This is a genomic window from Snodgrassella sp. ESL0253, from assembly GCF_013344965.1.
GTDB classification, from domain to species: domain Bacteria; phylum Pseudomonadota; class Gammaproteobacteria; order Burkholderiales; family Neisseriaceae; genus Snodgrassella; species Snodgrassella alvi_B.
In genome coordinates this window covers 39631-61986 of sequence record NZ_JAAEDQ010000008.1, presented here as the reverse complement: position 1 = coordinate 61986, position 22356 = coordinate 39631, and the positions used below count along the sequence as shown (strand labels likewise).

Below are 22356 nucleotides of genomic sequence, written 5' to 3'. Positions count from 1 at the left end.
TTAGTTATCCTCTATTGGTTATCTACCGATAGAAAACTATCGGTAGATTTTCTTTTGTAGCTAATGTTTATTTTTTAGCTTTTGGCATTTGCGATACTAAAGAAAGGTTAATATCCATACCTTCAATCTGGAAATGCGGAATGACAAACAGCTTAATTTTGAAGAAACCCGGGTTATCTTCTATATCTTCCACTGCAACTTTTGCCTGTCGTAATGGGTGTGATGCCTGTAACTCATCACTTGGGTCTGTCATTTCTGTAACCAGATTCTGAATCCAGTTATTCATTTCCACTTCCAGAACACGCCGGTCTTTGGTCATACCGATGTTTTCGCGCTGAATCAGTTTCAAATAATGGGCTAAACGAGACAGCAGGAAAATATAAGGCAGACGTGAATTGATACGGCTATTAGCTGTAGCCTCCTTGGTGTCGTACAACGCTGGTTTCTGGGTAGAATTTGCTGAGAAGAAGCAAGCAAAATCATGATTCTTATAGAAAGAAAGCGGCACAAAACCCAGATTGGCAAATTCAAACTCACGTGTTTCAGGAATTAACACCTCTGTCGGAATTTTCATTTGCGCGCCAGAACCTAGGTCATACAGGTGGATGGGCAGATTTTCAATCAAACCACCGGCCTGCGGGCCACGAATTTGTACACACCAGCCATTTTTAATGAAGCTTCTTACCATGTTGGCTGCAAATGCAAATGTGGCATTAGACCATAAATAACGATTGTGATCCGGGCCTTTAACTTCTTCGCTATAATTGAAACTGCGTACGGGTACGGTATCACTACCATAAGGCAAGCGTGCCAGAAAACGTGGCAAAGTAAGACCTATATAGCGGGCATCATCAGTATTACGGAAGCTGTTCCATTTGATGTATTCTGCACGGTCAAAGTAGTTGCCTATATCTTTAATTGAGGCAACTTCTTCCATTGTTTCTTTACCAAAAAATTCAGGCCCAACGGAACCAATGAATGGCATGTGTGCAGCAGCAGAAACTTTGGAAATATTTCTGAGTAACTCAATGTCCTGAGCTGAACGGTTAAACTCATAAGCTGAAATGATTGAAGCAAATGGCTGTCCGCCCGGAGTATCATATTCATTGATATAAGTATGGCTGTACAGACCACTTTGAATGACTTCCGGAGAATCTTCAAAATCCCGAATCAGGGCTTCTTTGGAAACATCCAGTACATCAATCTTTACATTCTGACGAAAATCTGTGCGATCTACCAAGAATTTCAAACCACGCCACGTACTTTCAATGGCCTGAAACTCAGGGTGATGCAGAATGTTGTCTAACTGGTTACTGATCAATTTGTCCAGTTTGGCGATATGAAAATCCAGTAACGATTTGTCCAGTCTGTCTACGGTTTGAGAGCTGTCCTGAATCATTTTCAGAAATACGTTTATCGCCACTGAAATGCGTTCATTTGTAGCAGATTCAGATAAGGCCGTATTGTTAGTGTAATGATCAAAGGTTGGTGCTGTAGAAACGGTATTCAGATTTATTTTATCAAACAATGATTCATAAACGGAATGTTGAACAGCATTTGCTGCCTGAGCGGAACCACTATCTTGCATATTTTTTTGCATTCTTAAATTCCTCTACGGTATTTATTCTTTAGAGATGATTGGTGAGATTGCTTCCAGCTCTTTACGCAACTCATCAGAAAGGTTTTTGTCCTGCAGAATTTTTTCCAGCTCTTTGCGTAAAACCGCATTATCAAGAATATTGGATTTCAAGTCTCTTAACAGGTTACGCATAGCCAGCAATGATTTAAGCTCAGGTACTTGCTGAACTATCTGTTCAGGATGGAAATCTTTCATTGATTTAAAATCCAGATTGACTGGAATTTCGGAATCATCATCAGCCAGAGCATTAGGTACAGAGAGTTTTACGGTTGGATTCATCTCTGCAAGAACAGCATCAAAATTATTTTTATTGATTGAAACTTTTTCTCGTTCAGCCAAAGGGGTATCACTCTCAGAGAAGCTGAAATCACCTGCTACCAATAAGCGCAAGGGTAATTCAACCTGTTTTTTCGCACCCCCAGTATGCAAATCCAGTTTAATATTGACACGTGCCGGTGGCACTTCATTTTGGAAGCTTTCTGACATAATGACTCCTTTTTAATATTTAAATATTGGTAATAAACAAAACCATTACCTTAAAAAGTTTTAACGCTTTATAAACAATAATATGAAATTTTTCAGCAGATTCTGTTTAATAAATTTCATGTAAATTCAATTTTCAATGCAAAAAATTAATTCAGATTAAGGTAGTGACACTTGTATCTTAGCCACCCATTCATTTTAACTTGTTTTCACTTATTTGTGTTAAAAGTAAATAATTTTATTCATATTGTTATAAGGCTAACTATTATAATTGTGGCTTATTAACCAAAATTTTTTTATGTTTACATTTTGATAGCTATAACTACTAAAAATCTTTAACATTATTTCTGAACTAAGTATCTGTTTATTCTTTATAATTATGTAATGTATTTAAAAGCTGAATTTATTAGGAATGACTCATTCTATAAATTATCAGGTGACAGAAAATAAAATTTATTCAAATTTAATTAAAATAGGATTCAAATGACCATTCTAATAATGAAGTCATATTATTTATTTTAATTATTTTAACTGTAAAAAATTTTATTTTATAAATATCAAAAATGTAGCTTTATTAATAACTATAAAAAATACTGTAATTAAGTATTATCATTCAATTTTCAATACAGTATTTTTCTTTTTTCTCAAAATACTATTATTCAGTATATTGCTGCAACTGTTTCAGTACCCGTCGACTGGTTATGCCTTCAGGCAGGCGAAAATCGAGAAGCATGCGAGTAAGACGAATCGCTTCTGAGTGCCATTGAGGCTGGGCAGCCAGAGTCTGGGAGGTTATGGCGTTAAGTGTGTGGCCATGGACAACAATCCCGTTTTCTTGTGCAGATAACTGTGCCTGCATTAATAACACTGGTGCATGTTCGGCTCGTAACCAGTAACGCTCATAATCAATAATTGCCTGTCCCTGATTATCCTGACTGATATCGGGTGCTACGCCTAAAGTGCGCAGTAATGACCATTCAAAATACCGCAGCGCTGATAAATGTTCACCGCTGGCAATACTTTGCAATACGGTATGCATGGCTGCATGAATCTGAGGTAAAGGGTCTTCGCGGGCTGTAAGTTTCAGCACCAGCTCATTCACATACAAAGCGCTGAATAGGGACTGATTCTGCGGCTGCGGCCATCCTCCTACCCATTCGGCACGGTGTAAGGTTTTTAATTCATTATTACCATACCAGGATAGCTGCAAGGGCATAAACGGAACAAGCACACCACGTAATTCACTTTGTCTGCGCCGGGCACTGCGTGCCAGCATCACCACCCTGCCATAATCCCGGGAAAATATTTCTATTTGCAGGCTGCTTTCACTCCACGGGCGTGAGGCGAGCAAAAAAGAGGGTTGATGATTAATGCGGTTATTGGACATGACCAGTTTTCACATCGACTATACGTACTGTCAATTATAGCCTGATACGGCATAACAATTGACCCTGTTTGGGAAAAAGCGGATAATTCTGTTAATAATAGATACTTTACTTTTAGGCAGCCGGCTTTAATATAGCCGGCTGCCTAAAAGTATTCAAAACCATCAGGAAAGTTTGCACACTCATGAAAGCACCGGAATTATTATTGCCCGCTGGCGGACTGGAGCGGATGCGTGCCGCATTTGACTACGGCGCAGATGCTGTTTATGCAGGTACGCCGCGTTATTCACTGCGGGCACGCAATAATGAATTTGCACATCTGCCAATACTGGAACAGGGAATTACTGAAGCACATGCGCGTGGCAAAAAATTCTTTCTGGCCAGTAATATTCTGCCACATAATGCAAAGCTGAAAACTTATCTGGCCGATATGGAACCAATTATTGCCATGCAGCCAGATGCCCTGATTATGGCCGATCCCGGGCTGATTATGAAAGTGCGCGAAAAATGGCCGGAAGTACCAATACATTTGTCTGTTCAGGCCAATACCACCAACGCATGGGGAGTACAATTCTGGCAAAGTATTGGTATTGAGCGGATTATTCTTTCGCGTGAACTGAGTATCAATGAAATTGCTGAAATTCGTCAGCAATGCCCGGATATTGAGCTGGAAGTATTTGTTCACGGTGCTTTATGCATCGCCTATTCTGGCCGCTGCCTGCTTTCCGGTTATTTTAACCACCGCGACCCTAATCAGGGTACGTGTACCAATGCCTGTCGCTGGGATTATAAGGTACATAATACGATGGATAGTGACAGTGGTGATGCACAATTATTGCGCGATTTCGATTTTAAACAGGCGCAAAGTCTGGCTGAGGATACCTTGCTCGGCCTGAATGAGCAGCAACGGCATCCGCTGGCAAATAAAGTGTATTTAATTGAGGAAGCAAACCGCCCTGGTGACATGATGCCCATTATGGAAGATGAGCACGGGACCTATATCATGAATTCCAAAGATTTACGTGCGGTAGAACAGGTAGCGAAACTGGCGGAAATCGGTGTGGATTCACTGAAAGTGGAAGGTCGCACCAAGTCGGTATACTACGTTGCCCGTGCAGCACAGGTATACCGGCATGCTATTGATGATGCGGTTGCAGGTAAACCTTTTGATTATGCGCTGCTGGCTGAACTTGAAGGTTTGGCCAATCGTGGTTACACCACTGGTTTTCTGGAACGTCATCAGACTCAGGAATACCAGAATTATCTGTCTGGCCATTCTTTATCGAAACAAAGCCAGTATGTTGGCAAGGTTACCGCTATAAATGCTGATGGCTGGGCAACAATTGAGGTAAAAAATAAATTCAGTGTTGGTGACCAGCTGGAAATTATTCACCCCAGCGGTAATCAGATTATTCAGCTTGAAGCAATGACACGTAAGGGCTATCCGGTGGAGGTGGCTGCCGGTAACGGAATAGAAGTACAGATTCCACAGATGCATGGTAAAGACAATGCTTTGATTGCTCGCATTATCAGTCAGACTGAGGCGGCTTAAACTGCTAACTTAAACACGCCATAGATACAATACTATGGCGTGTTTATTATCTAATACAGATATCGATATGTAATTATAGCCAACCCTGTAAATGCTGCCTGACTAATGGTGCCAATATTTCCACCCATTCCTGTTCACTATTCATACATGGAATATACTGAAATTGCTTTCCGCCATGCGCCAGAAAATCTGCTTTGCCACGAATATTAATTTCTTCCAGTGTTTCCAGACAATCGGTAACAAAGCCCGGGCAAACTATATCAAGGCTGCTTATTCCAGTCTGAGGTAACTGGATAAGTAAATCCTGTGTACTTGGGCCTACCCATGGCGCGTAACCAAAACGGCTCTGAAATGCCAATCGATATTCACTTTCTTGCAGTCCAAGCTCAGCCACCAGCAAACGGGTTGTAGTGGTGCAATGCTCAACATACTCGTCTCCGGCCTGATGCTGCGCCTGTGGAATCCCATGGTAACTCAGTAATAAACACTGCCCTCGCCCATGTTGCTGCCAGTATGCCTGAATATGTCTGGCCAGTGTTTTTATATAATTGCTGTCAGCATAAAAGCTGGTGATACTGCGCACCGCCATTTGCACACGCTGCTTAAGCATCACCCGCCATACCTGATCAAGTGCAGCACCACTACTGGAGCCTGCATATTGCGGATATAACGGTAATACCAGCAAACGTTGCACACCCTGCTGTTTCATTTCCTGCAAAACATTAACCACGCTAGGCTGCCCATAAGTCATGGCAAAACGGGTAATAACGTTGGGCATGATTTTGGCTAACGCTGTGGTAAGAGACTGGGTACCGGTCAATAACGGCGAGCCGCTATCCTGCCAGATAGTGCTGTAAGCATGGGCACTTTTACGTCCACGAACAGGCAGAACAATCCCGCGCAAAATTAGCTGCCATAGACAACGCGGCAATTCAACGACGCGCTGATCAGATAAAAATTCACGTAAATAGGGGCGCACTGCCTGAGGTGTAGGCGCTGTGGGCGTGCCCAGATTGAGTAGTAAAACACCTATAGCTGTTTTCGATGTTTCTGGTTCGGAAAGAAATAATTTTGACATAACAATTGGCAGCAGCAGATTATCAGGAAATCAGGAAAATCCTGCTACCAGTATAGCTGATATATTTTGCTTTATAGCGATTATTACGGTTTTATATCCATTTTGCCCTAAATAATGTACCTGTAAATATCAATATTCCCAAAGGCGGCCTGAATCCCGGTAAATTATGCTTATAATCTTAGATTCACAAGGATTTACTGGCCTGCTGCCTTTATTCCTGCCAAAGCGCCTGAAAAGCCTTAACTGTTTTTTCTGGTTCAGCCGCTTCAGTGACAGCCCGTACCACTGCTAGCGAACTTACGCCAGTAGCCAATACTTCGCGAGCATTACTCAAGTCAATACCGCCAATGGCAACTGTTGGCGTACTACCAGCCTGAACAACGTATTGTCTGAGCTTGTCCAAACCCTGCGGTTGACTGGGCATAGTTTTGGTTTTAGTGGGAAAAACTGCGCCACAAGCAACATAACTTGGTTTTACTGCCAACGCTTTTGTCAACTCATCAGTAGAATGTGTGCTCACACCCAATCGTAAACCTGCACTTTGAATCATAACCAGATCAGCACTTTCCAAATCTTCCTGCCCCAGATGTACCCCATAGGCACCGCAGTCTACAGCCTCCCACCAGAAGTCATTGATAAATAATTGCGTAGGCGAATCTTTTGCATAGGCTACACTACGCTCAATTTCACGGTACAATGTAGAGCCAATCGCGGTCTTATTGCGTAGCTGTACAGTATTGGCACCTGCATCCACCATTCGAGCTACCCAATCCGCAGAGGGAACAACAGCATAAAACTTCAGGGGAGCAGCTATAGGTAAAAACGAATTTGAAAACATAATTTACTCCTTTTGAAATAAAAATCTTTATAATGACAGTTTTTCACACAGCACTGCCTCCGTTCTGTAACGGTAGCATATATTTATTCTGAATTTTTCACTTTATAAATACATTATGGCCTCAGACACATCCTCTGTACGCTCACCCCTGATTATGCGGGTTAATTACACTTTTGCAGCGCTGTTACTTGGCACAATTGCCTACTTTATCTATTGGGGACTGGGTTACACCAATCATCACTCTCCGCTGTTATTCATCATTGCTACCCTGTTTGGCGCCTTCATGGCATTCAATATCGGCGGTAATGATGTTGCCAACTCCTTTGGCACCAGCGTAGGTGCAGGAACCCTTACAATACCACAGGCACTGGGTATCGCCGCAGTTTTTGAAGTATCAGGTGCAGTAATTGCTGGCGGTGAAGTTACCAAAACCATTCGTCACGGTATTATAGACCTTGGTGCCATGCATTTGGCACCATCACAATGCATTAACGTCATGCTGGCTGCATTGCTAGCTGCGGCTATCTGGCTGCTGATTGCTTCGAAAAAAGGCCTGCCGGTCTCAACCACACATTCCCTGATTGGTGGATTGGTTGGAGGAGGGTTGTGTCTGGGCTATCTGGTAACTGGTAACAGCAGCGCTTTAGATCTAATCCAGTGGAATAAAATGGGTGAAATTGGCCTATCGTGGGTGATTTCTCCGGTTTTAGGCGGAGCTTTGTCATTTATCCTCTTTAGCCAGATAAAAAAACATGTACTCGATTATAACGACCGCATGAGCATTGCCCTGAAACAAATCAAACAGGAAAAAAAAGCGTATAAAGAAAAACACAAAGCCTGGTTTGAACACTTAAGCGAAACAGAAAAAATCAGGATTTCTTCAGCAATTGCCCGAGACGCCGAAAATTATAGCGACCCTGATTACAGCACAGAAGAGCTGGAATCAGATTATTATAAAGGGCTGGCTGATATCGAAAGCCGTAAAAACAGTATTGATGCTTTCAAAGCACTACATAGCTGGGTACCTTTAATTTCAGCCTGTGGCGGCATGATGATTACCGCCATGCTGTTATTTAAAGGGTTAACCAATCTGCATCTTGGCTTGTCTGTGGTTACCAATTTTCTTTTAATCATCATGATAGGCGCACTTATCTGGATGGCCACATTCATTTACGCCAAAACACTGAAGCGTAAGGATCTGAGCAAATCCACCTTTCTGATGTTCAGCTGGATGCAGGTATTTACGGCCGCCGGTTTCGCGTTCAGTCATGGTGCCAATGATATTTCCAATGCAGTAGGCCCTTTCGCAGCCATTATGGATATTATCCGTACCGGTGATATCGGCATGGATACCAATACCCCGATTCCAGCACCAGTAATGATAACTTTTGGTGTTGCCCTGATTGTCGGCTTGTGGTTTATCGGCAAAGAAGTTATTCAGACAGTGGGTACCAATCTGGCCAAAATGCACCCAGCATCTGGTTTCACCGCAGAGCTGTCTTCAGCTGCAATTGTGATGCTGGCTACACTAATGGGATTGCCAGTATCCAGTACACACATTCTGGTTGGTGCCGTATTGGGTATTGGTTTGGTTAATCACAATGCCAACTGGAAGCTAATGAAACCCATAGCACTGGCCTGGATAATTACCCTGCCATCTGCTGCCCTACTTTCTGTGCTGATTTTTCTCGGACTCAATTCGTTTTTCTGAAATCACACACCGAACAGACAACGCCTGTCCGGTTTTTTATGCCGTGCAGTAACAAAAACGCTGGCCAGATATCCGTTTCCATGAAACACGAGAATTAACTGCCCAGATTAACCAATAAGCACACCAATTCAAACCACACCAAAGCAGCTAACCCCTTACCGGAAAGCTGCTTTTATTATTTCCAGCACTCAATCATCTACACCGTTGATAAAATACAACATAAAAATTGCCTAAAAATAAATACAAATTAATATAAATCAACAAATAAACTAATTTAGTAATTTTAATTTAACAAAATTAAACCAAACCATGAAATACTAAAGCAATAAACTGGTAACAAACTATGTTTATCAACCAAAGGAGACATAAGCATGGGAGAAGCCTACTGGGCTGCCCGCGAGGGAGACATCCTTTTACACACCTCCATGCTCGCAGACATCGTTGGCGCTGCCGTAGAAATCGCCACCTATGCTGCCATTACCGCAGCCGCAGGCTTCCTCGTTTTCGGCTCCATAACCACCGGTGGACTGGCATTCAGCCTTGTCGTAGGCATCGTCATGACCATGACTGGCGGCGATAATGTCGTATCTAATCTCGCCGACTGGGTCAGTAGCATCTTTCCCCTCAACGAAGATGGCAAAATCACCACCGGTTCACACAATACCCGTACCAACAGCAAACCGGCAGCCCGTGCCGCAGGCACCATAGACCCAGGCATCGAACTGGCCGATGACAGCGAACAACCACAACAACCCACAGAATTCCTCGACATAGCCGCAGGCATACTCAGTGGCTTGTGGGAATGGGCCAAAGAAATTTTCAGACCTACCGTAGCTACAGCCGATCCACGGGCAGTACCCAGAGATAACGACAAAATCACCTGTGCCAAGCATCCACATCTACCCGGTACATATGAATACATGGCCGAAGGTTCCAGCAAAGTCTACATCAACAGCCAGCCTGCCGTACGCAGCAACGACCGCAGCACCTGTGAAGCCAAAGTCACCGACAACTGCGAGGGTGGTGTCAGAGTTTCCAACAACGTGCGCATCGGTGGTGAACCCATCGTCGTGCGCCCGATACGCAGTGGCAAACACCCCATATCCTTAGGCATTGGTATATTAGCCTCCCTTAAGCGCCCTAATAAAAGATGTGTCCAAATTGGCTGTTTGCTGGTCAACCTCGCCATTAATGGCGCCACCAGCTATGTCATCGCCAGCGCGACCAAAGCCGTAACCCGCGGTAACCCCGTTCACCTGCCCACCGGTGCCAAACTCCTTGCCGGTGCCGAAGAGCTCGATTTCACCATACCCGCCCATTTCCCCATCGAATGGCAGCGTTTTTACAGCAGCATCGATACCCGCACCCATAACATGTTTGGTGCCGGCTGGAGCGTCCCTTATGAAGTAGAAATGGAAATCAATCCGCAGTCAGACGGCTCCTGCACCGCCTTCTACATCAACGAACAGGGACGGCGCCTTGAGATCGAAGCCTTGCAGCCGGGTGAAGGTATCCGCATTGTCAGTGAAAATATCAGCATCCGCCGTGGCGAACAGAATCGCTGGGTGATCGAAGACGACGATGGCACCTACCGCCTGTTTATCTACCGTGGTCAGCACAGCCACATCAGCGACCACATTTTTATTCCTCTTTTTCCTAATAACAATCTCAATGAATTTTTTAATTCTGAACAATAAAGCCGCTCCGTAATGCTCAATTAAAAAATATTTAGGCAGAACCCTTGCCAAAATAGTTAATTAATTGTTAAATTGTTGAATTATTCAAAAAAATCATTGTAGAAAAAGTTTAAATCTTAAAACAACAACAAATTTTAGGAAAATTCACTATGAAATATTTTGCTTGGTGCATTTCACTTTTAGTTGGATTTATGAGCTTAGGACAAGAAATGCTATGGTTTAGAATAGTAAGTTTTATTTGGGGTGGAGCACCACATGCTTTTGCGCTGGTGTTGTTTTTCTTTCTATTAGGTATCGCCTTTGGTGCAAGTAGAGGTAAGACAATTTGCACTCGTTGTTCTAATTTATTATGGGCCGGCGGGAATATTTTAATATTTGCAGGGATAATTGATATATTGATTCCATTTATATTTCAATATACTTGTCAAATAACTACTGATGATATTTTAATAACATCTTTATGTTGTCTTTTAATATTTATCGTTGCAGCCCTAAAAGCAATATTATTTCCAATTGTACATCATTTAGGTACGAGGATTGCCAATGACAAAGTCGGTTCATCTGTTTCTAAAGTCTATTTTTTTAATATTATTGGATCAACCCTTGGCAGTTTGTTAATTGGTGGTATTTTTCTTGACTATATCTCTGTTTCATCAATGTTCATTTTAATAGGTATAGTTTGTATCTTATTGGGAGGATTGATGATAATTAAAAAATCACTGGTTTCTGTTATTGCTATTGTTATACTCAGTAGCTATTGTTTTTATTTAGTTGATAAACATACAGATTATATTTTTAAAAATATGTTACCAACGCATTTACATATTAATTCTTATATAGAAAATCGTTATGGTGTTATTCATGTCGTTAATGATAATAGAGATGGAAGAAAAAATATTGTGTTAGGTAATAATATGTATGATGGTGTTTTAAATATAAATCCAGAGATAGATATAAATGGCCTAAATCGACTTTACTTATTAGCCGCAATCCATCCAAACCCTAAAAAAGCACTCGTTATTGGCGTTAGTGGCGGAGCATGGACTCGTGCATTATCCAGTTTTCCCACATTAGAAACAATTGATGCCGTTGAAATTAATAAAGGTTACCTAGATATTATTAAACAATACCCTATCGTTTCACCAATATTAAAAAATCATAAAATTAATATCCACATTGATGACGGTAGACGTTGGCTTAAACGAAATAGTGATAAAAAATATGATTTAATCATTATGAACACCACCTACCATTGGCGTTCAGGTGTAACTAATCTATTATCGCAAGAGATGATGAAAATAGTACAGAATTCATTAAATCCTAATGGTATTTTTGCATTTAATAGTACTCGTTCACCTGATACACTGAAAACAGCGCAATCTATATTTAAATATGCCTATTGGGAGGGAAGGCTTGGATTTATCTATGCCTCTGATTCACCAATTATACTTGATGAAGATATGGGCAAAAATCGCCTTGATAAATTAGTCTTAGATGGTAAACCAATGTTTACTGAAAAGTCAAAACAAAAGGGAGCTTATAACAGAACATTAAATACAAAATTATTAAGTCTTGAAGAAGTTGAAAAGCTTTATAATTTGGAGCGAGAAACAGAAATTATTACTGATAAAAATATGATAACAGAATATAAATATGGTCTTCATAAAAACAAATACGACAATAAAATATAAATCCTGTCTTTTTAAAATTAAATAAGGAGCTTTTTATGCTAAACAAAAAACAATTACTACTATTAAGTACTCTATTTTTTATTTCTGGAATGAGTGGGTTAACTTATCAAGTGGCTTGGCAACGAGCACTTTATTCTGCTTTTGGCTCTGATGTTGATTCTGTTGCAATTATCGTATCTGCATTTATGTTAGGGCTTGGTTTAGGCGCCCTAGGTGGTGGAAAAATTGTCGATAATTACCCTAATAAAGCACTACAACTTTTCTGTTTTAGTGAGTTGGGTATCGGTCTATTTGGGTTAATTAGCTATCAACTTATTTTATTTGTTGGGGATATTTTTATTACTTACAATTTAATAGTTATTGCAATTGTTAATTTTGTATTGGTTCTTATTCCTACTCTTTTAATGGGCGCAACCCTTCCAATTTTAATCACCTATATTGCACAGTTTTGGAAAAATATCGGGCAAACTACTGGACATCTTTATGCAATAAATACTTTAGGTGCAACAATTGGTGCAGGTTTAACAGGATTTATTTTATTTAACTATTTTGAACTTAATGTTGTAACGATATTTGCAGCTTTAGGTAATTTCATTGTAGCCACACTTGCATACCTATTTTTTAATAAAACACAGGTAAACAAGAAAGTTAGAAATTTAGAAATTTAGAAAGATGTTAAAAAAATAAATCAGCGACAACTGTCGCTGATTATAAATAGTGGTAGGCTACATTAATTCATAAAATATTTTAGGGAGGACAGATAAACTTAAAACTGATTACCTTATAAATAAAACTTAAGCAGCTGTTGATGGAAAACAGCATCCTAAAGCAAAGTGTACTGATAATGGAATAAAAATTAAAATCCTAAAAGCAAGCCACTATCGTTGTACTAGAACAGCAATTATATTGGAACCTAGGAGTTTCCAGTCATTATTTTGATAAAACATTGACTGTTTTTAATCGCAGCTATCAATTTTATAGAATCAGGTGAATTGTTTAGCGTTGCAATAAGCAGACATCAGCGTTTTTCGTCGTTATATTGCTTAGGTAATGAGGTCGCTATCATTGACATCAAAAAAGTATACGATTAAACGTTATCATGGACTTTAGAGTACAAGTAATATTTGCTGCAATAGCTAACCAATTACAACGCCAGTTTCATGGCAGGTACTTAAGGCAGATTATTAACCTATATCCGTGTTACCCACGCTCGAACTATTTATATGTGTTACTAAATTTATCAAATCACCAGATAGCTAGTTATAGTGTTGGTCAACATACAACAGCAGATTTAGTGATGTCTGCATTAAACCAGACTAAGTAACTGCTATCGTCATTAAATCTATTTCCTCCTGATAGAGGAAAGGAATTTGATAATCAGTTACCAGATTAATGTTTCAAAGCATTAAACATTCAATGCTCATTGAACAAAAAAGGATACCTGTATGATAATGCAATGGAGGAAGCAACATTTGAAATCATTAAAGCTAAGTTTATTTAAATCTATTAAAGAAGAAAATTCATGACAAAAAAAATACTTCTGACACACTTTTGTTGTTTATGTTTTTTGGTATAGTCATAAACAGTTACATTCATCGGCAAGTTGTTTTCGTCTCGCTAAATTTAACAAACAACGACCACTTAATTTTATTGTTTGAATATATGTAGCCATTTTAGGCCAGATTAATCCTTTTTAACTCACTTACCTGCTATTTTTCATTAAGTCTTTTACGCTAAAATAATGCCTTTGGTGACAATACGCCTGCATAACGGTTACTGCCATGAATAATCTGCTCAAAAAATTTTATATTGATCCGTTTTTACTGGCGATGCTAACTGTTATAGGCACTGCTACTGTTCTGCCCTGTCAGGGCAGCGCAAAAACATTTTTCAGCTATCTGACCACCATTGCCATTGCTCTGCTGTTTTTTATGCATGGTGCCAAACTGTCCCGTCAGGCTATTACAGAAGGCATCAGGCATTGGCGGCTACATCTGGTGGTATTTTGCAGTACGTTTATATTGTTTCCGCTAATCGGGTTAGGTTTGCGGATTTTGGTACCGCACTGGCTTTCTCCTGAGCTTTATCTGGGTTTTCTGTATTTGTGTGCACTACCGGCTACGGTGCAATCTGCAATTGCTTTCACTTCTGTCGCCGGTGGAAATGTGGCCGCAGCAGTGTGCAGTGCTTCAGCCTCAAGCATTCTCGGCGTTTTTCTGTCACCAGTACTGATTGGTCTGATGATGCCTACCAGCGGCAACAGCGTTGATACTACAGCCGCAATTGAATCGATTCTGTTGCAACTGATGTTGCCTTTTGTTGTAGGCCATTTGGCGCGGCCACTGATTGCCAACTGGATTCATAAACACAAAGTATGGATAAACCGTACTGACCGTGGCTCAATTCTGCTGGTGGTTTATGTTGCTTTCAGTGATGCGGTAGTTGAAGGTTTATGGCATAAGGTTAACTTAGGTTCAATCGGTATGATTGTTATGCTGAGCCTGCTGATACTATTTTTGGTTATATGTATCAATACACTGGTTGCGCGCTCGCTAGGCTTCAATCGCGCTGATGAAATTACTATTGTTTTTTGCGGTTCCAAGAAAAGTCTGGCCAATGGTGTTCCTATGGCCAATGTCCTGTTCCCTGCCAGCATAGTAGGGATTATGCTGTTACCACTGATGATTTTTCATCAGTTGCAACTGATGATCTGTGCGGTACTGGCACAACGTTACGCACGTTTAAACGAAACTGCACAGTAACAGGATGGAGTAGCTGATACGGGGTTGGCAAAATTTTTGTCAGCATTAGAATCAGCTATTTTTCCTGAACTTATAGAAGCAGTAATGATAACAGGCTGGCAAAGTATTCTGCTCCGGCCTGTATAACAATCAATAATTTATTAAATATATATTCAGAAACCTGCCAAAACGATCTGGCCAGTTGAGCACGGTGGCATTTTTCTATCGAAAACAGATGAATTTATTTTTATAAAATATTTGGATAATCAATGCATTAAACTGGTGCCAGTAGCAGGAATCGAACCTGTGACCTTCGCGTTACGAGTGCGCTGCTCTACCAACTGAGCTATACTGGCATTGCATTGATTTTAATCAGAATGGCGCGCAGTATAGCATAATTGCCTGTTGTTCTCCATTATTCACTGAATGCATTTAAACTTTTCCCGCAGTAGTAAATCAATACAAATTTAGGGTTAGCTCTAAAAATAAATAGTTTTGCCAGTTTGCGATAAAACGGGCGATAACAATATTATCGATTACTCAAAACCGCTATCCTGTAAAGCAAAATGAATATTATCCAAGCTGATATTTGGCTACCTTAATTTTTAATCTTTTGGTTAGGTGACAAAACTGATGAAACTGCAATTATTTTTGTATCACTACAGAACTACAGATAAAAATTTTTAGTCCACTGTGCATAACCGGCAAAATAAAATCAGCTTTTAGCGTTGTTTTTTCTTAAAATTACTCATTACTTGCGCCAGATTATGCTGCAATACATCTTCTACCGCCGCAGGCACTTCTGCCAGTAATTCACGCTGCAAGGTACTTACCAGTCCCGCAGTATGTTTTTGTACGGCAACACGCACCATACCTGACAATACATCGGCCAGATGAGGACGTAATTTCTCGCTTAACTGCTGCAATAACGCCTGCTCGGAAATACAGGCTACTGCCCTGTTGGCCGTCCCGCGTGGTTCGATCACATGCATGTGTACATGAATAATCGGTTGGCCGTTTTCTGTTGTAGCAGGCAACTCACCATCAGCATTATTCTGGTTGGTTTCTGTTTGTAAGACAGTAGACTGATTACCCTTTAGTTGAATAGTACAGTTTGAAGGCAAATTTTCATCGATGGGTGCTCTTTGTAAACAGTTCTGTGCGGCCAGCCAGTCTTCCTGAATCAGTAAGGCTGTATCATTTAAAGCAGATTCCTGCTGTTGAGCTTCCAGAGTACTTTGCTGCTGCCATTGCTTCAGGTAAGCACGATAAACCCGCTCCCGCTGTACTGGATCAAGTAAAACTTCATTATTAGGCTGAGGCAGGTTATTGTTTCTGGGATTAGGCCTTGTATATGCGCTACGGCCTGCTACAGTACCCGTTACCGCCGGTGGTAAATTGAAACCATGTTCCTCCGGCCTTCTGGTTTTGCGTGCGGCCACTGACGGTTTAGTGATTTTTGTATCCTCATGGTGAACAGACCCGCCATCCTGCTTTTTTTTATGTTGTCGCAACTGTTCAAGACGGCGCTCCCACTCGGGCATCACGTCTGTCGTCATTGTTGCTGCACTGGTAGTCGTACTGGCCACAGCTTGCTGTTTAGGTGGATTATCTTCACTCAGAGTAAAAACAAATTGATTTTGTTGTTCATACTGGTTTTTCACCATGCCCCCTCTTCTCGCTATCCCGATATATTTTAAACGGGCTGCACATGATTTTTTAGTGCGCCATATCTTAGTAATTATAACAACTTTTATAGTTTAAAATGCTAAAATAATGTATATTTTTCCCAATTAAATTAGGATTGAATGATGAATACAATCGAACAGCGTATTGAGTTTCTTGAAGAAAGTAATGAAGCTTTAATCATGCAAAACCGGGTTCTGGCTACAGCACTGAAAGGCTTATTACGAGCACTGCCGGCAGATATAGCAGAACTGGCCACAGAATCCATTCGTGCAGCTTTTGATAACGAAGTTGCACAGTTGCAGTATGAAGAAAATCCGCAAGTGGAACTATTTCATGACGCAACATACGCATTCTTTCATGAACGCGAACACTGATATAAAACAGGCTGGTAATAGTACTATTACCAGCCTGTTTTATATCAGGACTTGCTAATTTAAGCTTATTTTAACATTTACATTTCCGCATAATTGGGGCCACTGCCACCTTCTGGACAAACCCAGTTAATATTCTGGGCGGGATCCTTAATATCACAGGTTTTGCAGTGTACACAATTCTGTGCATTAATCTGCAAGTGTGGGTTTCCTGCTTTTTCAACAATTTCATACACACCAGCAGGACAATAACGGATTTCTGGGCTGGCATAATCACGATAATTGACACTGATGGCCAGTTCCGGGTTATGCAGTTGTAAATGTACCGGCTGGCTTTCATTGTGGCTGATTCCTGCCAGAAAAACGCTGCTCATGCGATCAAAGGTTAATTTACCATCTGCCTTAGGATAATCAATAGGCTGGCAGTCCTGCGCTTTACGCAAAGATGCATAATCTGCACAGTGATGGCGAAGTGTCCATGGGGTTTTGCCTCTGAACAGATATTCTTCAAGTGCACAATAAGCCAGACCGCCAAACAGCCCCCATTTGAACGCTGGCCGCATATTGCGAACTTTATGCAATTCAGTATGTAACCAACTGTTTCGGAACAATTCAGTATACCTTACAGCTTCACTATTACTACTCTCATCGATGCCTTCTGCATTCAATACGTCAATCACGGCTTCTGCTGCCAACATTCCCGATTTCATGGCGGCGTGGATCCCTTTGATACGCGGCACATTCAGAAAGCCAGCTGTATCACCAACCAGTACACCACCGGGGAAAGTGAGCTTGGGCAGACTTTGCAGCCCTCCTTCGCTTAACGCGCGTGCACCATAAGCAATACACTTACCACCTTCAAGCACTTCCCGAATGGCCGGATGGGTTTTATAGCGTTGCATTTCAGCAAAAGGCGACAAATAGGGATTCTGGTAATCCAGACCGATTACAAATCCCACAGCCACTTTATTATCATTCAAGTGATACAGGAATGAGCCGCCATATGTCTGCTGATCCAGTGGCCAGCCAATTGAATGTATTACCGTGCCTGGTCTGGATTTTTCTGGCGCGATTTCCCATAACTCTTTAATCCCGAGTCCGTATGTCTGATGCTGACAATCCCTGTTTAATCCAAACTGCTGAATCAAGGTTTTGGTAAGCGAACCACGACAGCCCTCCGCAAAGATGGTTTGCTGCGCCAATAGCTCCATACCCTGCTGATAATTGTCTCCGGGCTTACCATCACGGTTTAGCCCCATATCTCCGGTAGCTATGCCACGCACGGAACCATCAGAATGATACAGTACTTCCGCAGCAGCAAAACCCGGATAGATTTCTACACCCAGCTCTTCTGCCTGCTGCGCCAGCCAGCGACAAAATACCCCCAGACTGATAATATAATTACCATGATTGTTAAAGCTTGGCGGAGTGGGCAATCGATAGGCTTTCTTCTGGGTTAGAAACAACAGCCGGTCTTCCTTAACAGGACAGGATAATGGCGCATCCTTCTCCTGCCAGTTTTCAATTAGCTCAGATAAAGAACGAGGGTCAATAACTGCACCAGACAGAATATGTGCCCCCACCTCAGAACCTTTATCGACTATGCACACACTGATGTCACGTTGCTGCCGTGCTGCCAGTTGCTTCAGACGGATGGCAGCAGATAAACCTGACGGACCAGCACCAACAATCACAACATCATACTGCATGCTTTCGCGTTCAACGGTTTCTGTCATGGTAAGCTTCCTGAATTGAAACAATGATAACTAAAACAGCTAGCATGCCTAGTATACACATGCCGGATATTCAAAACTTGTCATTATAACGAACAATGGCAATTAAACGGTCTTTGACTAGCTGTATAGACAGATTAATAAATGATGCAAACAAATTAAGATGTAAAAAAAGAATGATAAACCAGCCAGATACAGATAAATTTGTTATAGCCAGCAATACTTGCCCATTAACTAAATTTAATTTGAAATCATGAAAATTGCTGCTATCTTAAATTTTGTATTTTAATAGCAGATGCATTCAGTAATAGATTAACTATTTTCAACTGTTTGCTATACCAAGTCAAAATGTTAAATCCAACATGAAGACTGTAGAGTTTAAAATGGCAAATAAGCTGTCGCTGGTTATTGAGGTATTGAACGGTTGTATTATTAATAATACTAATCTGAATACATAAGATAATTGAATTGCAGATTTGAGGTTAATTACGACCACATGATGAGTATTCAAAAAAAATCATTTATAAAACGCCTTTTTTATACAGCCACAGTCAGCAAAAATGAGGTACTTCGTTCCTATATATGAAATAAGCACTCCGTTTAGTAACAGTTGAAAGGTTTATATGAGGCAATAAAGCCACAAACATGCAAACATGTTGTAAAAAAGCAACTGATGTTTATTTTAACAATTTGGATATGTAATCACCTAACTGTAAAATTATTGTCGAACATTATTTACTTTTACTAAATTTTATCAATATCTTATATTTTTAATTTTACCAATCGCCTGTAATTGCATACAGAAGCCTGTATATCATCAAACAGCATTTTCAATTAGGCAACAGACTTTACCAACCGCCTTATTTAACAAAAATACACGCATGGCTGATTGCATTAGTTTGCAAGGCGGGGCATAATTCGATTTGCACAAGTTATGCGCACTATAGCTATTTGTTGATGAAACGATATGGTGTGCAAAAACTGGACTTCCATCATTAAAGTAATACTTTTTGATACAGATTAAGGTACATAATCATGAAAAAATCTTTGTTAGCTGCTGCTGCCCTGATGTCTTTGTTCTTGGCTGCTTGTACTAAAGACGAAGCAGCTCCTGCTGCTTCTGCTGCTTCTGAAGTTGCGGCTCCTGCTTCTGAAGCAGTTGCTCCTGCTTCTGAACCAGCAGCTGCCGCTTCTGAAGTTTCTGCTCCTGTTGTTGCTTCTGAAGCTGAAGCCGAAGCTTCAGCAGCTGCTGCTTCTAAATAAGCACACACAAATCAAAAAAGCCAGACTGTTTAGTCTGGCTTTTTTGTTATGTGATTTTTTAAAACAATAGAAATTATCTTAGGTGTTCATTACCAATCCTAATTACAATTTTCCTCTAAAACTTAACGTCATATATACCAGCTGTGTAAATAAACTGAAAAGCAGCAAAGTCTGCCAACGCCATATTGGTTTTTCGTTATCAGCGCCACGCAAAAACAGCATCATCATCAATATCCATTGACTACCAATCCAGAAAATCGGTTGCCAGGCAAACATCTGGAGCAAACTTACCAGAAAAGGGATAATCAGAGCAGCTTTTGTTATCAGGCATAGAACTAAAGCCAGACAAATAGCCAATGATCCAAGCTGTAACCAGCAACTGTAGAACAACATAGTTAAATAAGGGCTATTCCTGAGTTTGCGGCCTTGGTGCATAGCGAAACATGACCCTAGCAATACGTACACAGGCACCAGAAACGAATTTACCGGCTTAAAAGGACCAGCAATACCCGGCAAAATCTCACTACTGATGTTGGTCAAAACCAACCAGACAGTTACTGATGCCGCCAACCAGCCATCAAGCTGATATTTGCAGCATTGCCAGACAAACAGTACAGCATATATCAGTACAACAGCATTACTTATTAGTGTACCCATTAGCGTACCAATTTCAGCAAACGCGCCAGAACAATAGCCATATTATCAGCCATGGCTGTTACCCATTCAGTGGCCATATCGGGAGCAAAATGCGCTTCATTTTCATGGCCAATAACCAGTATGGCAAGCACTTGATCTTTCCAGAGCAGTGGTAACTGTAAAAAACTTTCCAGACGTGGCTGCGCAGGTAATAACTCTAATAAAGCCGCTGCCGGCAAGGCACCACAAACAGGAGCAGTTAATTTTTCACTAATGGCTTTAATTCTGTTTTCAGCCAGTAAAGTTACAGGCACACGCACATTTTTTGGTATATCGGCAACAATTTTCAGCGCATAGTAAGATAAAGCAAATTCATTCTTCAACCCATCCCTGATTGCACGCTGCCACTGTGTCACTGTATTTACAGTAAGCAGGCGCTGATCAAATGCCATAAATTTAGCCATCAGTGTATGATTTGCATCAGCATCACCCAGCATCTGAATCAGTTGTGAGGCCATTTTTTCGGTTTTACGCTGCATCACTTGCATCTTGCCCTGCTGAAATGACAATATCTTGCTTTCGATCGGGCGCAAATTAAACTCGGCAGCATGTTCGTACAGCCACTGTGGTTGTGCATGTAAAAAAGCACGCACTTTTGCTTCATCAATACTCATAAGTAATTAATCTCCCCCTCAAATACAGTCTGCACCGGGCCAGTCATCCAGACATGAGCATCTTCTAGCTGTTGCTGCCAGCTAATCGATAGCAGCCCACCGGGTAAATTAACTTGTACCGGTTCATCATCGCCTAGTAAACCCAGACTGATTCCGGCCACTACCGCTGCACATGCACCGGTACCGCAAGCCTGTGTTTCGCCAACACCACGCTCAAAGACACGCAAGCGAATCTGTTGTGGTGACAGTATTTGCATAAATCCCACATTAACCCGCTGTGGAAACTGTTTATGGTTTTCAATTGCAGCACCCAGCCGATGTACTGGTGCCTGATCGATGTCGTCCACAACCATTACGGCGTGCGGATTACCCATATTGATACAGGTCACATCAACCATATCAGTGCCAACAATCAGCTGATGGCTGATGCGCTGAGCATCATCTTCATCGATAGCAGCAAACGGAATCTGTTCGGGCACAAATAATGGCACGCCCATATCTACTGTTACTGTACCATCATCATTTAAATGCGGCACAATCAACCCACCGGCTGTTTCTACCACAATCTGTTGCTTGCTGGTTAGACCTTTATCGTAGACAAAGCGGGCAAAACAGCGTGCACCATTGCCACACTGTTCCACTTCTGAACCATCGGCATTAAAGATACGATACCGAAAATCAGCTTTTGCTGTCTGCGGCGCTTCAATCAAAAGAAGCTGATCGAATCCTACACCTGTATGCCGTTGTGCCCATGCAGCAATAGGTGCTGTTGTCGGGTCAAATTTCTGGTTGATACCATCAATAACCATGAAATCATTACCCAAACCATGCATTTTGGTAAATTTTAATCTAGTCATGTGCCATTCAATTTGTTATCACAACAGGTTTAAGCGGCTATGATACCGGTTTATAGTGATAACGATAAGTTTTGGGAAGCAGTAATCAGCCAATATCTTGATAGAGCGATGGTTCTAAAACGCTAAAGATAACCGTGTTATCTTTATTTAGTAGCCTTTTGATTGCTACGATAACAAAACAGTTTTTTGCTTCAATTATATACAACAGTTGCAAAAGCAAACTTCCTGTTATTATAGCAATAAATATTAAAACAAATATAAATAGCTTATGGTTTATTCTATTTGGGAGAGTTGGTAATAACACTGATTTGGGCAATC

18 protein-coding genes and 1 tRNA gene are annotated in these 22356 nt (G+C 41.0%); 8 read left to right on the top strand and 11 right to left on the bottom strand.

Annotation, left to right across the window (positions count from 1 at the left end; translation table 11 throughout):
- Nucleotides 1-67 precede the first annotated feature (67 nt).
- The 3 genes from tssC to recO form a co-directional block, all read right to left on the bottom strand.
- Entirely contained in the window at nt 68-1600 is a 1533-nt protein-coding gene (gene tssC, locus GYX26_RS07800; RefSeq protein ID WP_174828787.1) for a type VI secretion system contractile sheath large subunit, read from the bottom strand.
- 21 nt (nt 1601-1621) lie between these two features.
- Nucleotides 1622-2125: a type VI secretion system contractile sheath small subunit gene (gene tssB / locus GYX26_RS07795; RefSeq protein ID WP_100137657.1), complete on the bottom strand. Its 504-nt coding sequence runs from the start codon at nt 2123-2125 to the stop codon at nt 1622-1624.
- Nucleotides 2126-2777: 652 nt separating this feature from the next.
- Nucleotides 2778-3509, bottom strand: coding sequence for a DNA repair protein RecO (recO, locus tag GYX26_RS07790; RefSeq protein ID WP_174828786.1), 732 nt, complete (start codon nt 3507-3509; stop codon nt 2778-2780).
- 182 nt (nt 3510-3691) lie between these two features.
- Here recO and yegQ point away from each other — a divergent pair, with 182 nt between their 5' ends.
- Nucleotides 3692-5059, top strand: a complete 1368-nt coding sequence (gene yegQ, locus GYX26_RS07785; protein ID WP_174828785.1) for a tRNA 5-hydroxyuridine modification protein YegQ — start codon at nt 3692-3694, stop codon at nt 5057-5059.
- A 73-nt stretch (nt 5060-5132) separates the two neighbouring features.
- Here the strand turns inward: yegQ and hemH are convergent, their stop codons facing one another.
- A complete protein-coding gene (gene hemH, locus GYX26_RS07780; protein ID WP_174828784.1) occupies nt 5133-6137 on the bottom strand; it encodes a ferrochelatase in 1005 nt (334 codons plus the stop codon).
- 211 nt (nt 6138-6348) lie between these two features.
- The gene (gene thiE, locus GYX26_RS07775) at nt 6349-6975 is read right to left on the bottom strand and encodes a thiamine phosphate synthase (RefSeq protein ID WP_100090628.1); all 627 of its coding nucleotides are present in this window, start codon (nt 6973-6975) and stop codon (nt 6349-6351) included.
- Between the two features lie 115 nt (nt 6976-7090).
- On the opposite strand from thiE, the gene GYX26_RS07770 reads away from it, so the two are divergent.
- The 5 genes from GYX26_RS07770 (at nt 7091) to GYX26_RS07750 (ending at nt 14836) form a co-directional block, all read left to right on the top strand.
- Complete coding sequence (locus GYX26_RS07770) at nt 7091-8686, top strand: inorganic phosphate transporter (RefSeq protein ID WP_100090627.1); 1596 nt, start codon at nt 7091-7093, stop codon at nt 8684-8686.
- A 371-nt stretch (nt 8687-9057) separates the two neighbouring features.
- Nucleotides 9058-10383: a DUF6531 domain-containing protein gene (locus GYX26_RS07765; RefSeq protein WP_174828783.1), complete on the top strand. Its 1326-nt coding sequence runs from the start codon at nt 9058-9060 to the stop codon at nt 10381-10383.
- A 149-nt stretch (nt 10384-10532) separates the two neighbouring features.
- Entirely contained in the window at nt 10533-12074 is a 1542-nt protein-coding gene (locus GYX26_RS07760; protein ID WP_174828782.1) for a fused MFS/spermidine synthase, read from the top strand.
- 35 nt (nt 12075-12109) lie between these two features.
- Complete coding sequence (locus GYX26_RS07755) at nt 12110-12742, top strand: fused MFS/spermidine synthase (RefSeq protein ID WP_174828781.1); 633 nt, start codon at nt 12110-12112, stop codon at nt 12740-12742.
- Nucleotides 12743-13855: 1113 nt separating this feature from the next.
- On the top strand, nt 13856-14836 hold the full coding sequence (locus tag GYX26_RS07750; RefSeq protein ID WP_174828780.1) for a bile acid:sodium symporter family protein: 981 nt from the start codon (nt 13856-13858) through the stop codon (nt 14834-14836).
- A 259-nt stretch (nt 14837-15095) separates the two neighbouring features.
- Here the strand turns inward: GYX26_RS07750 and GYX26_RS07745 are convergent.
- Nucleotides 15096-15171: transfer RNA gene (locus GYX26_RS07745), tRNA-Thr, on the bottom strand.
- Between the two features lie 366 nt (nt 15172-15537).
- Nucleotides 15538-16482 carry a hypothetical protein gene (locus GYX26_RS07740; RefSeq protein WP_174828779.1) on the bottom strand — a complete coding sequence of 315 codons (945 nt, stop codon included), beginning with the start codon at nt 16480-16482 and terminating at the stop codon, nt 15538-15540.
- Between the two features lie 144 nt (nt 16483-16626).
- Here GYX26_RS07740 and GYX26_RS07735 point away from each other — a divergent pair, with 144 nt between their 5' ends.
- Nucleotides 16627-16878, top strand: coding sequence for a hypothetical protein (locus GYX26_RS07735; RefSeq protein WP_100113811.1), 252 nt, complete (start codon nt 16627-16629; stop codon nt 16876-16878).
- A 77-nt stretch (nt 16879-16955) separates the two neighbouring features.
- Here GYX26_RS07735 and GYX26_RS07730 read toward each other — a convergent pair whose 3' ends face one another.
- Nucleotides 16956-18611 (bottom strand): electron transfer flavoprotein-ubiquinone oxidoreductase, encoded by a 1656-nt coding sequence (locus GYX26_RS07730; RefSeq protein WP_174828778.1) that lies wholly within the window; start codon nt 18609-18611, stop codon nt 16956-16958.
- Nucleotides 18612-19643: 1032 nt separating this feature from the next.
- Between GYX26_RS07730 and GYX26_RS07725 the strand changes: the two genes are divergently transcribed.
- A complete protein-coding gene (locus tag GYX26_RS07725) occupies nt 19644-19871 on the top strand; it encodes a hypothetical protein (RefSeq protein WP_174828777.1) in 228 nt (75 codons plus the stop codon).
- A gap of 102 nt (nt 19872-19973) precedes the next feature.
- On the opposite strand, the gene GYX26_RS07720 is transcribed toward GYX26_RS07725, so the two are convergent.
- The 3 genes from GYX26_RS07720 to dapF are packed head-to-tail and all read right to left on the bottom strand — an operon-like array spanning nt 19974 to nt 22038.
- Nucleotides 19974-20528, bottom strand: coding sequence for a hypothetical protein (locus tag GYX26_RS07720; RefSeq protein WP_100089612.1), 555 nt, complete (start codon nt 20526-20528; stop codon nt 19974-19976).
- Nucleotides 20528-21181, bottom strand: a complete 654-nt coding sequence (locus GYX26_RS07715; protein WP_174828776.1) for a DUF484 family protein — start codon at nt 21179-21181, stop codon at nt 20528-20530. The genes GYX26_RS07720 and GYX26_RS07715 overlap by 1 nt, the downstream gene beginning before the upstream one ends.
- Nucleotides 21178-22038 (bottom strand): diaminopimelate epimerase, encoded by an 861-nt coding sequence (gene dapF / locus GYX26_RS07710; protein ID WP_174828775.1) that lies wholly within the window; start codon nt 22036-22038, stop codon nt 21178-21180. Before dapF ends, GYX26_RS07715 begins: the two co-directional genes overlap by 4 nt.
- Between the last annotated feature and the right edge of the window lie 318 nt (nt 22039-22356).

What these genes read in the sequence shown, in the direction of transcription:
- tssC (WP_174828787.1), bottom strand. Translation starts at nt 1,600, where the DNA reads ATGCAAAAAAATATGCAAGATAGTGGTTCCGCTCAGGCAGCAAATGCT.
- tssB (WP_100137657.1), bottom strand. Translation starts at nt 2,125, where the DNA reads ATGTCAGAAAGCTTCCAAAATGAAGTGCCACCGGCACGTGTCAATATT.
- recO (WP_174828786.1), bottom strand. Translation starts at nt 3,509, where the DNA reads ATGTCCAATAACCGCATTAATCATCAACCCTCTTTTTTGCTCGCCTCA.
- yegQ (WP_174828785.1), top strand. Translation starts at nt 3,692, where the DNA reads ATGAAAGCACCGGAATTATTATTGCCCGCTGGCGGACTGGAGCGGATG.
- hemH (WP_174828784.1), bottom strand. Translation starts at nt 6,137, where the DNA reads ATGTCAAAATTATTTCTTTCCGAACCAGAAACATCGAAAACAGCTATA.
- thiE (WP_100090628.1), bottom strand. Translation starts at nt 6,975, where the DNA reads ATGTTTTCAAATTCGTTTTTACCTATAGCTGCTCCCCTGAAGTTTTAT.
- GYX26_RS07770 (WP_100090627.1), top strand. Translation starts at nt 7,091, where the DNA reads ATGGCCTCAGACACATCCTCTGTACGCTCACCCCTGATTATGCGGGTT.
- GYX26_RS07765 (WP_174828783.1), top strand. Translation starts at nt 9,058, where the DNA reads ATGGGAGAAGCCTACTGGGCTGCCCGCGAGGGAGACATCCTTTTACAC.
- GYX26_RS07760 (WP_174828782.1), top strand. Translation starts at nt 10,533, where the DNA reads ATGAAATATTTTGCTTGGTGCATTTCACTTTTAGTTGGATTTATGAGC.
- GYX26_RS07755 (WP_174828781.1), top strand. Translation starts at nt 12,110, where the DNA reads ATGCTAAACAAAAAACAATTACTACTATTAAGTACTCTATTTTTTATT.
- GYX26_RS07750 (WP_174828780.1), top strand. Translation starts at nt 13,856, where the DNA reads ATGAATAATCTGCTCAAAAAATTTTATATTGATCCGTTTTTACTGGCG.
- GYX26_RS07740 (WP_174828779.1), bottom strand. Translation starts at nt 16,482, where the DNA reads ATGGTGAAAAACCAGTATGAACAACAAAATCAATTTGTTTTTACTCTG.
- GYX26_RS07735 (WP_100113811.1), top strand. Translation starts at nt 16,627, where the DNA reads ATGAATACAATCGAACAGCGTATTGAGTTTCTTGAAGAAAGTAATGAA.
- GYX26_RS07730 (WP_174828778.1), bottom strand. Translation starts at nt 18,611, where the DNA reads ATGACAGAAACCGTTGAACGCGAAAGCATGCAGTATGATGTTGTGATT.
- GYX26_RS07725 (WP_174828777.1), top strand. Translation starts at nt 19,644, where the DNA reads ATGAAAAAATCTTTGTTAGCTGCTGCTGCCCTGATGTCTTTGTTCTTG.
- GYX26_RS07720 (WP_100089612.1), bottom strand. Translation starts at nt 20,528, where the DNA reads ATGGGTACACTAATAAGTAATGCTGTTGTACTGATATATGCTGTACTG.
- GYX26_RS07715 (WP_174828776.1), bottom strand. Translation starts at nt 21,181, where the DNA reads ATGAGTATTGATGAAGCAAAAGTGCGTGCTTTTTTACATGCACAACCA.
- dapF (WP_174828775.1), bottom strand. Translation starts at nt 22,038, where the DNA reads ATGACTAGATTAAAATTTACCAAAATGCATGGTTTGGGTAATGATTTC.